At 66.6% G+C, this 15,327-nt stretch carries 10 protein-coding genes; 4 read left to right on the forward strand and 6 right to left on the reverse strand.

Annotated elements, in window-relative coordinates; genetic code table 11:
- The first annotated feature begins 12 nt into the window (after positions 1-12).
- From KVP70_RS18125 to KVP70_RS18135, 3 genes are read left to right on the forward strand one after another with little or no spacing between them, the layout of a single operon-like run.
- On the forward strand, positions 13-1,056 hold the full coding sequence (locus KVP70_RS18125) for a BatA domain-containing protein (protein WP_217943596.1): 1,044 nt from the start codon (positions 13-15) through the stop codon (positions 1,054-1,056).
- Complete coding sequence (locus KVP70_RS18130; protein ID WP_217943597.1) at positions 1,040-3,082, forward strand: DUF4175 family protein; 2,043 nt, start codon at positions 1,040-1,042, stop codon at positions 3,080-3,082. Before KVP70_RS18125 ends, KVP70_RS18130 begins: the two co-directional genes overlap by 17 nt.
- Positions 3,079-4,737 (forward strand): hypothetical protein, encoded by a 1,659-nt coding sequence (locus KVP70_RS18135; protein ID WP_217943598.1) that lies wholly within the window; start codon positions 3,079-3,081, stop codon positions 4,735-4,737. Before KVP70_RS18130 ends, KVP70_RS18135 begins: the two co-directional genes overlap by 4 nt.
- A 72-nt stretch (positions 4,738-4,809) precedes the next feature.
- Here KVP70_RS18135 and KVP70_RS18140 read toward each other — a convergent pair whose 3' ends face one another.
- The 4 genes from KVP70_RS18140 to KVP70_RS18155 form a co-directional block, all read right to left on the reverse strand.
- Entirely contained in the window at positions 4,810-7,536 is a 2,727-nt protein-coding gene (locus KVP70_RS18140; protein WP_217943599.1) for a TonB-dependent receptor, read from the reverse strand.
- A 186-nt stretch (positions 7,537-7,722) separates the two neighbouring features.
- Positions 7,723-8,745 (reverse strand): alpha/beta hydrolase, encoded by a 1,023-nt coding sequence (locus tag KVP70_RS18145; RefSeq protein ID WP_229224907.1) that lies wholly within the window; start codon positions 8,743-8,745, stop codon positions 7,723-7,725.
- An 88-nt stretch (positions 8,746-8,833) separates the two neighbouring features.
- Positions 8,834-9,532 carry a hypothetical protein gene (locus KVP70_RS18150; protein WP_217943600.1) on the reverse strand — a complete coding sequence of 233 codons (699 nt, stop codon included), beginning with the start codon at positions 9,530-9,532 and terminating at the stop codon, positions 8,834-8,836.
- Between the two features lie 101 nt (positions 9,533-9,633).
- A complete protein-coding gene (locus KVP70_RS18155; protein WP_217943601.1) occupies positions 9,634-10,299 on the reverse strand; it encodes a pyridoxamine 5'-phosphate oxidase family protein in 666 nt (221 codons plus the stop codon).
- Positions 10,300-10,380: 81 nt separating this feature from the next.
- Between KVP70_RS18155 and pdxR the strand changes: the two genes are divergently transcribed.
- Positions 10,381-11,868, forward strand: a complete 1,488-nt coding sequence (gene pdxR, locus KVP70_RS18160) for a MocR-like pyridoxine biosynthesis transcription factor PdxR (protein WP_217943602.1) — start codon at positions 10,381-10,383, stop codon at positions 11,866-11,868.
- On the opposite strand, the gene KVP70_RS18165 is transcribed toward pdxR, so the two are convergent.
- Together KVP70_RS18165 and KVP70_RS18170 are read right to left on the reverse strand one after the other, a co-directional pair.
- Positions 11,865-14,303: a TonB-dependent receptor plug domain-containing protein gene (locus tag KVP70_RS18165; protein WP_217943603.1), complete on the reverse strand. Its 2,439-nt coding sequence runs from the start codon at positions 14,301-14,303 to the stop codon at positions 11,865-11,867. The genes pdxR and KVP70_RS18165 overlap by 4 nt on opposite strands.
- Positions 14,304-14,521: 218 nt before the next feature.
- On the reverse strand, positions 14,522-15,295 hold the full coding sequence (locus tag KVP70_RS18170) for a spermine/spermidine synthase domain-containing protein (protein ID WP_217943604.1): 774 nt from the start codon (positions 15,293-15,295) through the stop codon (positions 14,522-14,524).
- Positions 15,296-15,327 lie beyond the last annotated feature (32 nt).

Raw genomic sequence — 15,327 nt, forward strand, 5'->3', positions numbered from 1 at the left:
GATGGGTTGTCGATGCTGAGTTCTTATCCCTTGTGGTGGCTTGCGCTGCCGGTGCTGTTGCTGCCGGTGTGGTGGCATCGCCAGAAACGCCAGCGCCTGAAGGCCGAGCCGCTGGCGACGGCGCGCTTCCTGCCGTCGGCCGCGCCGGAGCAGCTGCGCGTCTGGCAGTGGCGCGACCGCCTGCTGTTGCTGGTGCGCTGCCTGATGTTGGTGGCGCTGATCGCCTGGCTGGCCGCGTCTATCTTCCCGTGGCGCGGCGACACCGTGCTGCTGGACGCCGGCGCCGACAAGGCGTGGACGGAGCAGCAAATCGCCGCCGCCGGCATGGGCGCGGCGCAGCGCATCGAGCTGCCGACTAACGGTCTGCAATGGCTGCGCCAACATGAACGCGACTGGCGTCCGAGCGCGCGTCTGCTGATCGTTGCCCGCGCCGACCAACTGGCGATGCCGGCCCGCGTGCCGCAATTCAGTCACCAGGTGGAGCTGCGCACCAAGCCGCCGGCCGTCGCCGCAGCGCCGACGCCGGTCGAGCATCACATCGTGCTGGCCGGCGCGCAGGAGCTGGGCGCCGCCTGGCGCTCGCTGTTCGCCGCCTTCAATCGCGCCGGCGATGGCGCCAACCGCTACACGCTCGCCGCCGAACCAAACGCAAATACCGAATTGATCGTCTGGGAATCCGCCGCCGCGCCGCCGGCCAGTTGGCACGCTCCGCATTGGTGGATCGCCGCACCGACCGGTTTCCCCGAACTGGCAAACGCCTCAACGCTGAGCATCAATGGCATCGTGCTGAAGTACGCCGACAGCCCGCGCGGCCGCCTGTGGACCTCCGACGCCATGCCGCCGCGCGACGCCGACACCGCGCGCGCCCTCCATGAAGCCTGGCAGCAGCTCAGCCCAGCCCCCGCGCCGGCCTACCCGATGCCATCGCAAGCGCTGTCCGCGGCGCGCAGCGCGCTCCCCGCCATCACCGACGCCAAGTCCGCCGCCTGGCTCGCGCTCGCCCTGCTGGCACTGTTTCTACTCGAACGGATACTGACCCATGCACGGCGAAACTGACACCCTGCGCCGCCACCTGTGGGCCGCCGTCCTGCGCCGCCGCGTGCCGCAATGGCTGGCCGCTTTGGCGCCGCTGGCCGTCGCGCTGGTCCTGCTGCACGCAGCCCGTCCGCTGGTGATCGCGGCGATACTGCCGTGGGCCATCTGGCTGGCCGTTGATATCTACCGCTGGCGCCTGCGCATCAAGCGCGAATGGACCTCGTGGCTGAACGCCGCCATCCCCGCGCTGGAAGACAGCAGCACGCTGCTGGCGGCCGACGCCACCACGCCCATCGCCAAACTCCAGCAGCAACGCCTGCAAGCCCGCCTGGCCTCTGTGCTGGGCGAGAGCGTCTACCGCGGCATCGCCCGCAGCCGCGTGCGCATCAGCATCGTGCCGGTCCTGCTCAGCCTTGCGGCGGCGGGCGCCGCCTGGGGCTACCACGGCAAGCAGACCGCCGCCGTCGCAACCATCGCCGCCAGCCAGCCGGTCAAGCCCATCGTCGATGGCGAGATTTACCTGCGCGTCACGCCGCCAGCCTACACCGGCGTCCAGCCATTCGAGACCGCCGCCCGCGACATCCTGGTGCCGCAATTTTCCGAAGTGCGCTGGTGCGTGCGCAACCCCAGCGGCCCGCAGCCTGCTGTGGAACTGGGCGATGGACTCAGCCTGCCCGTCACCGAAGCCTGCGCGATGAAGCGCGTGGAGGAATCGCTGTTCTGGCGCGCCCGCGGCAAGAACGGCACGCGCTACAACATCCGCGTCACGCCGGACCAGGCGCCGCAAGTGACCATCATCGAACCCACGGAATTGATACACATCCTCGCCAAGGATGCGAAGACCGTGCAGATCTCCGTCGCGGCCCGCGATGACTACGCCATCGTCCGCGCCAGCCTGCACATGACGTTGGCGCGCGGCAGCGGCGAAAACATCCGCTTCAGCGACCGCGAAGTGCCGCTGCCGCAATCATCCGACCCTAAAGTGCGCAACTGGAAGAAGCAGTGGACCTTGGCGGAGCTGGGCATGGAAGCGGGCGACGAGTTATACTTCTTCGTCCGCGCCACTGACAACTCGCCGGACAATCCGCACACCACCCAGTCGCCGACCTACACGCTGCGCCTGCCGGCGCCGGAAGCGGAGAGCCTGGACTCGACTGCGCTGCCGTCGATCGCCAAGCCTGAAAACCTGCGCAGCCAGCGCCAGATCATCATCGACACTGAACAGCTGGTGGCCGACATGCAGGCCCACCCCAACATGCCGGCGGCCACGCTGCGCGAGCGCAGCGAATCCATCGCCTCCGACCAGGCCAAGCTGCGGCTGCGCTACGGCCAGTTCCTCGGCGAGGAATCGAGCCTGTTCGGCGACGAGCACCAGCACGAAGGCGAAGGCGAAGACCGCCACGGCAGCAAGCCAGGCTTCGGCAACGACATGTCGGTGCTGAAGGAGTTCGGCCACGCGCACGACCAGGAAGACAACGCCACCATCTTCGACCCCAAGACCAAGGCGGTATTGAAGCGCGCATTGTCGGCCATGTGGGACGCGGAAAAATCGCTGCGCGCCATCTCGCCCAAGCCCGCGCTGCCGCCCGAGTACAAGGCGCTGGATGCGATCAAGGAATTGCAGGCGGCGGAGCGCATCTACCTGCACCGCACCGCCTTTGTGCCGCCTGCGCTGAAGGAAGAAAAACGCATGAGCGGTGACATCGTCGGCGTGTTGAGTTACAAGCGCGCGCAGGGCTCCGCCGGCGACACCGTGCCGGCCGAAGTGCGCGAACTGGTGCAAGCCCTGTCGCAGGACGGCGCGTTGCCGGCCCTGTGGAGCAAGGCCGCGCGCGACACCATCGCCGCCCGCATCACCGACCAGGAACAGAAACTGAGCGCCCAACGCGCGGTGCAGGATGTGCAGGATGGCTGCGTCCCCTGTCGCGGCGAGCTGCGCGCATGGCTGCGCGGCACGCTTGTGGATGCACCGGTGCTGCTGCAGGCGCGGCCTTCGACGGATACGCCGTTCCGTCAGGCCTGGAACGGCAAGGAGCAGCCGAAATGATCAACATGGAACTCGCCGCAATTGCCGTGCCGGCGGCGGTGCTGGGCGTCGGCGCAGTCAGCGCCATGCTGTATGGCCGCAAGCGTAATTGGATCAGCGCGTCGCTGATCGTTGTGGCGTCGACAGCGCTGGCGGTCTCGCTGGCCGATATACGTTTGCCGCAAGCCGGCGAGAATATTGTGGCGGTAGCGACTGGCGCAAACGGCGACATCAGCGAAGCATCGTTGCTGGCGATACCGCGTGCACAGGCCATCAGCTTGAGCGGCGACGGCCTGCGCGCAGCCGAGTGGAGCGACCTGCCCGCGCGCCGCGTGCAGTGGAAGCCCGCCGCCGCCGACATGCTATGGCTGGACTTCCCGCGTTCGATGTCGCTGGGCCGCATCTTCACCCTGACGGTGCGGCGCGCGCAGGCGCAGGCGGGTTGGCGCTTGCAGCTGCTGGCCGAGAACAAGCAGGTACTGGCGGATTCGAATCTCTCCAGCGCCGCCACGCCGCAGCTGAGCGTGCAATGGCTGCCGCCGGTGGCGGAGGCGATGGTATTACAGGCGCGCCTGCTGGACGCCGCCGGAAAAGTGATCGCGCAAGGCCCGGTGCCGTTGCAGGTGAGCGATGCGCTGCCCTTGCAGATACAGGGTCGCTTCGATGCGCCGTCGTTCGACGCCCGCGCGCTGAATCAGCTGCTGGCCGACGGCAGCGCGATACTCGACTGGAACGTCGCGCTGGGCAAGGCGGTGGCGCGCAGCGAAACCGCCCGCGCCCCGCTGACGGCGCCGAACGCGGTGTTTGTCGATGCGGCGTATGTGGAGCACATGAATCCCTCGGCGCGCAGCGCGCTGCTGGCGCAGACGCGGCAAGGCGTGCCGCTGGTGGTGCTGGGCGCGAACGCGGCCGACGCCTCCATGTGGCAGCGCGAGTTCGGCCTGCGCCTGCATCCGCAATCGCCGACCACGGAGAAGGAGGACACGCGCCAGTTCACGGTCGCCGGCGCAGCGCTGGCAATGCCGCCTGCCGGCTTGAACCCCGACGACAACGTGGCCGCACCGTGGTCCGTCGTGGCGCGCGACGGCAAGAAGCTGCCGTGGCTCTGGCAGCGCGATATGCAACAAGGCCGCGTGGTGTGGATAGGCGTATCGGACTGGCACCGCTACGCGATCAGCGCGCCGCAAGCGCTGGCCTTGTGGTGGCAGGGCGCGATGGACAAGATCGCGCTGGCCAGCGTGCAGAAAACCAGCTGGCGGCTGCCGGACACTATGCCCGTCCCTGGCTTGCGCAGCGAAGTGTGCGTCGAAGGCGGCGCCGTGGCGAGCGTTCAACCGGCCGACGGCGGACCCGCGCTCCCATTGCAGGCACGCGCCGACAAGGCCGACGCGCGCTGCGGCGCCTGGTGGCCGAAGCGCGCCGGCTGGGCGAAGTTCACCGCGGCGGGCATGGATGCGCCGGCGTTCGAGTATGTGTATGACGTGAAGGATTGGCCAGGCTGGCAGCGGGCCTTGCGGCGCGACGCGACGGCGCTGTATGCGGCGCGGGCTGCGGGTGCGGATGGCAAGGGCAACGGCGCGGCAGTGGAGCGTCCACTGCCGGCTGTGCCTTTTGCGCTGTTGTTCGCCCTGTGCATGCTGGGCTTGTGGTATCGCGAGTCGGCGCAACGCCGGTAAAAAAGATCCTGCAACCGTGGTTGCAGGATCAAAACCGGCCTGGTATTTCGGCCGGCATCCTTGGACCTGACGTCAGAACTTGTAGTTCACACCAAACAGAACCGTGCGGCCATACTTCGCATACTCCAGCTGACGGTCCTTGCTGTTGGCGTAGGTTTCATACGCCTCGTTGGTCAGGTTGTTCACCTGCAGCAGCACGCCCAGGCCCTTGTAGGCGCCGTCGTTGAAGGTGTAGCCGATCTGGAAATCGACCGGGCTGTCGCCCACCACGTAACGCAGCTGGCGGTCGCCGGCGAAGTTGCCGATCTCACCCACATAGTCCGAACGGCGACGCGTGCTCACGCGGGTCGAGAAGCCGTTCTTTTCGTAGTACATCGTCAGGTTGGTGACGTTGCGCGACAGGCCGGGCAACTGGATCTTGCCGATGGTGGCGTTGACCTGCTTGATGTCGATGCCGCTCTCGGTGTACGAGCTGCTGGCCAGCACGCCGAAGCCGTTCAGCGCGGGCGTCAGCAGTTCCAGCGGGATCGACACCGACACTTCGGCGCCTTTCAACATGCCGCCGCCGCCGTTGTAGGACGTGGTGTACTGGCCCATGTTGCTGATGGCGTTGGTGCCCGGCGTGTACTGCGAGAAGTCGCGGGTTTCCGAGAAGGTGTAGATGTAGGTGTCGAGTTTTTTGTAGAAGCCCGCCAGCGCCACGTAGCCCTTCTTGGCGAAGTACTTTTCCCACGAGATGTCGAAGGCCTTGGCGCGCCATGGATCGAGGCGCGCGTTGCCGCCGCTGCCGCTCGGCAGGCGGGTGCCCGCATCGACGGTGAAGTTGAAGCCGGCGTTGAGCTGGTCGACGCGGGCGCGGGCGATCTGCTTGGCCACCGACAGGCGCAGCGTCTGCTCGTTTGGCAGGCCGAAGGCCAGGTTCATGCTCGGCAGGACGTCGTTGTAGGTCTTGCCGTCGGCGATAGGATGGGCCGCGCCGCCGTTGTCGGCGTACAGCGACAGCGAGGACTGGTCGGTGTGCACCAGTTGCGCGCCGAAGTTGCCGCGCACGGTCACGCCGCCCCAGTCGCTGTCGATGTTGGCGCGGGCGTAGCCGGTGCTGATCTTTTCGGTCACGTCCCAGGCGCGGCTGATGGTGCCGGCGTTGTTGGCCAGGCTGTAGTCGATCGGGTTGAAGTACTTGGCGATCACGCCCGGCACGTTCCACGAAGGGACGATGCCGGAGCCGGCGAAGCCCAGGTCGACCGGCGCGTACAGCAGGTCGCTGGAGATGGTCGGATTGCCCTTGGCGAACAGCTGGCCGGACGGCTGGCGCTTGGTCTTGGTGCGGTCGCTGTAGTTCATGCCGATGTCGAAGCCGGACAGGTATTTGTCCAGCATCTCCGGCGCCGGCAGCGTGGCGGCCAGCTTGAAGCTCTTCAGCGTGTCCTTCAGGTGCGGCGAGTAGGTGCTGCCGTAGCCGTAGATCGAGTTGCCGGTGTAGAGCTTGGTCGGGTCGCTGTAGCTGAGCTTGCCCGCGATGGTGGCGAACTGGCCTGTCGCCCAGCCCACCGTCATCAGCGGGTCGTTGAAGGCGCCGCCGGTGGCGCTTTGCAGCTGCAGGTTGTTTTCGAGGTAGGTCTCGTCGCGCTTGGCTTCCGAGTAGTTGGCGTCGGCCAGCAGCGACCAGCCGCCGAAGTTGAACTTGTTGGCCCAGCCGGCGGTGCGGATTTCATCCTTGCGGTTGTTGTACTGGCCGCGCACCAGCGGGTAGGCGCCGGTGGCGGTGCCGCCCAGCAGCGTGCCGTTGACGATGTTGGTGCTGTTGTAGTTGAAGCCGACCGGGTTGTTGCTGCCGTTGTAGCCGCCCAGGTTGACCTCGAACTGGTTGTTGGTGTCGACCTGCTTGAATTCGGAGGCGAAGATGTCCAGCGTGCTGGTCCACATCTTGTTCGGGCGGTATTCCAGCACGCCGATTAGGCCGGTGCGCTTGAGGGTGCCGCTCTTGGCCAGCGACTTGACGCCGGCGGTGACGTAGGTGCCGGCCGGGACGCCGGAGACCTTGCTCTGGTCGAAAGGCTCGTAGGTGCCGGTCTCGTTGTCGAGGATGGGCGATTCCATGTTGGCGATGCCGAGCGCGACGCCGACCGTGCGGTTGGCGAACTGGTCGATGTAGCTGGCGCTGAAGCGGTGGCCGGTGTCCTTGGCGTTGGCGATCTTGCCCATCGAGTTGTTCTCGCCGCGCAGGTTGACCGACATGGTGCGGCCCGGGAAGGCCAGCGGACGCACGGTCTGCATGTCGATGGTGCCCGACAGGCCCTGGCCGACCAGGCCGGCGTCCGGGGTCTTGTAGACGGTCACGCCGCTCAGCAGTTCGGACGGGTACTGGTCGAACTCCACGCTGCGGTTGTCGCCGGTGCTGACCTGTTCACGGCCGTTGAGCAGGGTGGTGGCGAAGTCCGGCGACAGGCCGCGGATGCTGATGACCTGGGCGCGGCCGGCCACGCGCTGCGCCGCCAGGCCCGGCAGGCGGGCGATCGATTCGGCGATGCTGACGTCGGGCAGTTTGCCGATGTCTTCGGCGGAGATCGATTCGACGATGGAGGTCGAGTCGCGCTTGACCGAAATCGCGTCCTCGATGCCGCGCCGGATGCCTGACACCACCACGGTCGACATCGGCGCTTCGGACGCCTGCGGTGCGCCGTTGGTTTCCGCGTGCAGCGGCGCGGCCAGTGCCGAGATCAGGACCGCGCAAGCGGCGGCCACCGGGGTGAGCGGGAGGGCGGCGCGGACGCCGGACGGATGCGTGTTCAACTTCATTTGGAGGTCTCCTGGTATTTGTAAAGGTCGTTTCTGAACGGCGTTCTGAGGCCGCTTGGAAACGATCTTGTATTAAAACTAGAAGCCAAGTCAAACGAATATTGGTGCCGTGACATCAACAATGTGCCGGTTTAGCCATAAACACCCTGCGGAAGCGCTTCCATGTTGTATTTTTGTGTAGGTAAACTACATTGAAAATCGGCGCGCCCACGATGCGATGCGCTCCGCGACCGCCGGCTCGCTGACGGTGTCGAGCGCCATCGACTGCATCGGCGAAATGCCGGGCGGCGCGACCTTGTAAAAGTGGGTCAGGCCGGGGAAGCGGGCCAGTTCGGTCGGCAGCTTGCCGCGTCCCTGGTAGAGGCTATCGGCGTGCGCCGGCGGCACCGACGCATCCTCTCCACCCTGGATGATCAGCACCGGCTGGCGCACGCGCGCCAGTTCGGCCACGGGATCGACGCGGTCGGTGCTGCGCAGATAATCCACGCTGAAGGCCGGCATGGCTGCCAGCATCGCCGTTTGCGGATTCGCGCCGGCGGCGGCCGGCAGCGGCTCGCCGGCGCGGATGGCCGCGATGGTCTGGTCGTACGTCGTCATGTCGGCGCCGGTGCCGCTGGGCGACATCGCCACCAGCTGGTCGCGCATCAGTCTGAAGATGCGCGTGGCGGGACCGGACAGCATCACCACGCCGTCGATGGCCTGCGCATCGGCCCCGCTGGCCAGCATGGACGCCACCAACGCGCCCTCGCTGTGGCCGGCCACGATGAGCGGATGCGCCGGCGCGGACTTGCGCAGCAATGCCAGGCCGGCCGCGGCGACGTCGGCCCGCGTCGCGAATTGCGCATGGCGGGCGGCGGCCTGCGGGTCCAGCGTGCGCGAGCCGGTGCCCGGACCGATCTTTGCCATCCGCAGCACGGCGTATCCGCGCTCGCCCAACTGCGCCGCCAGGTCCGCATACAGATGCGGCTTGAGGTTCATGGTCGGGTAGTTGCCGTCGACGTCGCTGAAGAGCGAGCCTGGCAGCAGCAGCACCGCGCCCTGCGGTGTGCCGGCGGGGAAGGTGAGGCGGCAGGCGATCTCCACGCCGGCGACGGTGACGGTGTCGTCCTGCTCGCGCAAGGGAGAGGCGCCGGCGCTGCCGGCCGGCGCGACGATGGACAGGGTGAGCGCGCCGACGGCGGCCATGGCTATCTGTTGGAACATACGCATGATGGTCTTCCTTTCCTGGTAAAGCACCAAGACTGAAGTATCACGCCACGTGAATGTCAAACAGATTTTGTTACCGCTGTACCGCTCTCTATAACTTGACCTTGTTGCCCTTGGCCGCGCGCTCGGCCTCTTCCTGATGGGCTTTCACCGCAGCAACCAGCAAGGCCCGCTCATCAACCAGACGCTTGCCTTCATAGGTCGCCACATGGATTTCCGCGGCGAGCGCGCCGGGACCGGGGATGATGTTGGCCGAGGTGGAGGCGCCGCACTGTGGTTGCGGCGTGATACTTTCGATCGGAGATTGCGCGCTGACAGCACAGTCCGTAGTGGTGATAGGCGCGCCGGTTGGCGTATAGGTCCAGAGCAGGCTGGCCGGGCTGCTGCGGAAAGTCGGCTGGCCATATTTTTCGACGAGGCTGTCGACGGCGGCCTGCTGCAGCACGCCATTGCCCAGTTTCAGCACACGCGTAAGGAACAGCGCCTTCTTCGACAGATGGCCGAAGGTGACGACGATTTCGTCTTTGCATGGGCCGTTCGGTATCGCCGAACTGCAACCACGGATTTTAGCCAGCGAGGCGGGGACGCCGGGCCGCGCGTTCCAGCTCGCCAGGTCGACGATCTTCATCGTGGCGTCATGCGCCTTCAGCGCAGCGCGCACCTCATCCGGAGACATGCCCAGCTTGAGTCCGACGATGTCGCCGGCCTTGGCCTGGCCGAACGCCGGACCAGCGAGGGACAAGGCGATGAGTGCGGCCGCCGCGGTCGGCAAACATTTCCGGTTTTTCAAGTGCGCTCCTTTGTCAATTTTACGAAAGTATAAAAAATGCAATTTAGTATAACAATGCTGTAAATTGAAAGTCAAACCGGAGCGTATGAAACATCAGGCGCTTACCACTTCTGCCAGCCGATCACGTAGGCCGGCGCGGCATGGGTGCAGACCGGATCGGTGATCGGCTTCATCTGCATGCGCGCGAACGGCAGCACGCCCGCCCACACCGGCCAGCTCATGTCGTCCTCGTCGTCCTCCGGACCGCCGGCGCGCACCTTGCAGGCCGCCTCGTCCAGCGCGATGCGCATGATGGTGGTGGCCGCGTATTCCTTGTCCGAGCCCGGACGGATGTCGGCCTGGCGGCCCGGCACCAGCTTCTCCATGAACGCTTCCATCGTGCGGCGCCGTTCGCCTTCGTCCGCCACCACTTCGAAGCGTCCGTAGATCATCGCCGAGCGGTAGTTCATCGAATGGTTGAACGCCGAACGCGCCATCACCAGCCCGTCGAGGTGCGTGATGGTCACGCAGATCTCGCTCTCCGTCAAACGCTTGAGCATGCGGCTGCCGTTGGAGCCGTGGATGTACAGGTGATCCCCTTCGCGCCAGCAGGCGGTGGGAATGCAGTGCGATCCTTTGTCGTCGGCGAAGGCGATGTGGCACAGGTAGGCGTCGTCGATGATGGCGTGCAGCGTGGCCGTGTCGTAGTGCGCGTTGGTCGGAATGCGGCGCACGCGGGTGCGTTCGCTCGGTGCGGCGTGGGTTGCTGGTTCGGTCATGATCTCCATCCCAAAAGGTTGAAGCCGCAATATAATGGCTGGCTGGCTCCTGCAACAGGTCCAGAAACATTCATTTCAATGGAGCCACGAATGGATTTTGCCTTGCTGATCGACGGCTACGCCGCGCACAACCGCCATCGCGGCTGGCCGCGCCAGCGTTTGCTGCATGAATGCCTGCGCGCCGCCATCCGCAACGGCACGCTGGCGGCGGGTACGCGGCTGGCCGCCTCGCGCGCGCTGGCCGAGGAATTGGGCCTGGCCCGCAACACCGTGCTGTACGCCTACGAGCAGCTGGCCAGCGAAGGCTTCGTCACCACCGACCGGCGCGGCACCGTGGTGGCGGCCGTGGCGCCGGACCGCAAGCCGGCCGCGCTGCAGGCGGCCGCCGTGCCGCAGGCCGGGCTGTCGCAGCGGGCGCGCGCCTTGCGCCCGCCGCAGGGACCGGCCGACATGATGGGCGCCTTCGTGCCCGGCGTGCCGGCGCTCGACCATTTTCCGCTGACGCTGTGGCGCCGCATGCTGGAACGCGCCTGGCGCGCCATGACGGTGGCGCAGCTGAACTACGGCGACCCGGCCGGCGAACCGCAGCTGCGCGAAGCCATCGCCGACCACCTGCGCGCCGCGCGCGGCGTGGTGTGCGAGGCGGCGCAGGTGTTCATCACCGACGGCACCCAAAGCAGCCTGGATCTGTGCGTGCGCGCGCTGGCCGACGTTGGCGACACCATCTGGATCGAGAACCCCGGCTACGGCGGCGCGCTGGCGGCGGCGCGCGCGGCCAGCCTGAACGTGGCCGGCATCGACATCGACGACGACGGCATCGCGCCCACCGACGACGACTGGCTGTTGCGGCCGCCGCGCCTGGTGTACACCACGCCATCGCACCAGTATCCGGTGGGCAGCGTGCTCAGTCTGCGCCGCCGGCTGGCGCTGATCGCCGCCGCGCGCGACGCCGGCGCCTTGATCATCGAGGACGACTACGACAGCGAGTTCCGCCACGACGGCGCGCCGCTGTCGGCCATGCAGGGCCTGGCGCCGGACGCGCCGGTGGTCTACCTGGGCACCTTCAGCAAGACCATGTTCCCGTCGCTGCGGATCGGCTTCGTGGTGGTGCCGCCGTGGTTGGCCGAGTCCTTCGCGCAGATGCGCGCGCAGTCGTCCGCGCGCGGGCGCGTGGCCGAGCAGCTGGCGCTGGCCGAGTTCCTGCGCAGCGGCCAGTTCGCGCTGCACCTGCGGCGCATGCGGCGGCTGTACCGGCAGCGGCGCGATGCGCTGGTGGCGGCGCTGGAAACACATCTGGGATCGGTGGCGACGGTGTACGGCGGCTCGGCCGGCATGCACCTGGCGCTGCGCTTCACGCAAGCGGAGCTGGACGACCACGCGATCAGCGCGCAGGCGCTGGAGCACGGCATCGTGGCCGAGGCGCTGAGCGGCAAGGACACGCAGGGGACGTCGGGCTGGAGGGGACTGATGCTCGGCTACGCACAAGTGCCGGCCGAACAGATGGAGGGACTGGTCAAACAGTTGGCGGCCATACTGCACCTGGCGGCGTTCGCCGCCAACCGTTCAAGACGAGATTAAAACGCGGTGTCGGCGCGGATGTACATCGAGCGGCCGTTGACGCCGATCGGGCAGGTTTCCCAGCAGCGGGTGAAGCCCAGTTTCGGGAACGCGCCGCCGTTGGTCCACTCCGACGGCAGCTGGTTGAACAGGTTGTTCACGCCGACGCTGAAGAAGGTGCGCTTGGTGTAGGCATAGCGTACCGAGGCGTCGACCAGCCACTTGGCATCCCACTTCTGCAGCGGGCTGAAGTTTTCCGCTTCCACTTCGCCGTAGTAGTTGGCGCGGGTGTTCAGGTTCCACTGGCCGGCCGTGTAGTCGGCCGCCACCACGTGGTGCTTGCGCGGCTGGCCGTGTTCGATCAGGGTCACTTGCGACTTGTCGAACAGCTGCTCGCCGGTCAGCACCGACGACGTCGAATGACGCTTGGTGACCTCGGTCTTGTTGAAGCCCAGCTGGCCCGACAGCACCAGCGTCGAGGCCGCGAACTTCGAGGTATGCTCGGCCACGATGTCCAGGCCGCGCGTGCGGGTGTCGACCGCGTTGGTGAAGAACTGCGCCTGGCCCACGCCCAAAGGCTTGAGGATGTTGGCGATCGGGCCGCCGCCGGCTTCCGGTGCGATCTCGCTCGAGAACACGATGCGGTCCTTGATCTTGATCTGGTACAGGTCGGCGGTCAGCGACATATTCTTCGCCGGACGCAGCACCATGCCGACGCTGCCGCTGGTCGAGGTTTCCTCTTTCAGCGGCGCGATGCCGAAGGCCTGGGTGACGGCGCTGCCCTGGCGCGCGGTCAGGGTTTCGGTCAGCACGCCGTTGTTCAGGTTGGTCGACACGGAGCTGTAGAACTCCTGCTGCACGCTCGGTGCGCGGAAGCCGGTCGACAGGCTGCCGCGGAAGCCGACTTCCTTGGTCGGGTCGAAACGGGCGCTCAGCTTGCCGGTGACGGTGCTGCCGAAGTCCGAGTATTTTTCGTAGCGCACCGCGCCGGCCAGGGTCAGGTTGTCGACCGGCTTGGTTTCGGCGTCGAGGAACAGGGCGATGTTGTGGCGGCCCGAATCGACGGCGGTGGCCGGCGTGTAGCCGGGGAAGCCCTGGATGCCGGAGGCGGCGGTGGCGCCGCTCGGCGTGGTGATGGCGATGGCCGGGTTGTTGCTGCGGCCGTACTGGTAGGAGACCGGGTCGCCGGCGACGATCTGGTAGTTGTCGGCGCGGTATTCGAAGCCGGTGGCCAGGAACACATTGTTGCCGCCGAGCTTGACCGGGCCCTTGACGTCGGCGTTGAAGGTCAGCTGGTTGAACTTCAGGGTGCCGGTGTTGGCGTCGCGCGGCGATTCGCCGTAGATGGCGCCGTTGGCCTTTTTCTCGTACCAGTAGCTGACGTTGACGCTGTCCGACTCATGGAAGCCGAGCTCGCTGGCGCCGTAGTTGATGCTGACGTCGGCCTTCCAGTCGTTGGCCAGGTCGCGCCGGTAGCCGAAGGCGAACGAGGCGTCCTTGATGTCGGTCTTGATGGCCGGCAGGTAGCCGTTCGGGGCGATGGCCGGAATGGTGCGGTCGTCGCCGGCCGAGCGGAAGAAGCCGTAGGAATCGCTCTTGCGCTTGGAGACGCCGCCGAAGGCGTAGAACTCGCTGGCCTTGTCGATCGGCAGCGCGGCGTTCCACCACAGGTAGCCGTCCTTGGTGTTGCTGTCGCCGATGTGCTGGGTCACGCGCGGCGGGTTGACGCGCAGCGAATCGGGGCCGGCGCGGTTGGTCTCGCCGCGCTTGCGCGCCTCGGCGGTCAGGTTGAGGAAGCCGCCGTCCTGGCCCAGCGCGAAGCCGGTGTTGGCGGTGCCCGAGTAGAGGTCGCCGTCGCCTTCGGAGGTGGTGCCGTAGCTGCCGCTCAACTGGGTCTCGTTGACCTGCGACTTGAGCACGATGTTGATCACGCCGGCGATCGCGTCGGAGCCGTACTGGGCGGCGGCGCCGTCGCGCAGCACCTCGATGTGGTGGATGGCGCCCAGCGGGATGGCGTTGATGTCGGTGCCGGCCGAGCCGCGACCGATGGTCTGCTGCACGTTCACCAGCGCCTGCTGGTGGCGGCGCTTGCCGTTGACCAGCACCAGGACCTGGTCAGGCCCCAGCGAACGCAGGGTGGCCGGACGGATCGAATCGGTGCCGTCGCTGATGAAGGTGCTGGAGAAGTTGAACGACGGGTCCAGCGTCTGCAGCAGCTTGCCCAGTTCCAGCGGGCCGGCGGTCTGCATGTCCTTCAGGCTGATCAGGCCGACCGGGGACGAGGTGTCCAGCGCGGTCTTGGCCACCGAGCGCGAGCCCAGCACCACCACGGTTTGTTCCTGGGCCGGCGCTGTGTCCGCGGCGGCGGTGGCGGTTTGTGCGCTGCCCTGGCCGGCGGCCAACAGCAGGATCGCGCTGGCGACCAGCGTGCGTTTGAAGTGCGGTGCTCTTGTCATGTATCTCTCTCGTTGTTGTGGACGCGCGCGCGGATAGCACGGTCGAGAAAAATACTATCGTGGCCGCTCACCGGGCGGCAACGCGGCACGCACCAAATTGTTGCAGAATATGCACATTTGATAATATTTCGTGCCTTATACGATGACTTGGCGTAATCTGGCCGACGGGCTGCCGCAAAATGGTGCAAAACTGTGGTGCGGACGCATCAGTAAACTGTTTATTGCTGATCCAGCATCCAGCCCTTCAAACCGTTGACCCAAGACTTGGCCGGCAGGTTCAGGCTCTTCTTGATGGCGCCGGCGCGCTCGTACAGCACGCTGAAGTCCAGCACCGGCGACTGCTTGAAGGCGATCACCACGATGTTGGCGTCGTGTACCTCCGGCAGCCAGACCACGGCGTCGAACACCTGTTCCATCGCGTGCAGGTTCTTGTCGTAGTTGGCGAAGTCGCCGAACACATTGGTGGTCATCATGCCGCCGTCGCGCAGGCAGTCGAAGCAGGCCTGGTAGAACTCGGGCGTGTCCAGCACCGGGCCGCGCGCCTCCTCGTCGTACAGGTCCACCTGCAGGATGTCGACGCTGCCATGGTTGGCCGGGTCGAGCACGAAATCCATGGCGTTCATTTCCAGCACCTTGAGGCGCTCGTCGTTGGACGGCAGGCCGAACAGCGCGTTGCAGATGGCGATCACGTTCGGGTTGAGTTCGACCGCGGTCACGCGCGCGTTCGGCAGGCGGCGGTAGCAGAACTTGGTCAGCGCGGCGCTGCCCAGGCCCAGCTGCACGATGTGGCGCGGCTGGTCGTTGAACAGCAGCCACATCATCATCATCTGCACGTATTCGAGTTCGATATTGTCCGGTTTGGACAGGCGCATCGCACCCTGCACCCAGGAGGTGCCCAGGTGCAGGCTGCGCACGCCCTCGAATTCGGTGGTGGTGGCCGGCGGGTGGCCGGGCGCGTCGTAGCGGGAGGGGGAGGCGGGAATCTTGGACATGGCGGCAGTCTACCAGCCGCTGTGGCGTAAAA

Source organism: Duganella violaceipulchra (genome assembly GCF_019166075.1).
GTDB lineage: Bacteria > Pseudomonadota > Gammaproteobacteria > Burkholderiales > Burkholderiaceae_D > Rugamonas > Rugamonas violaceipulchra.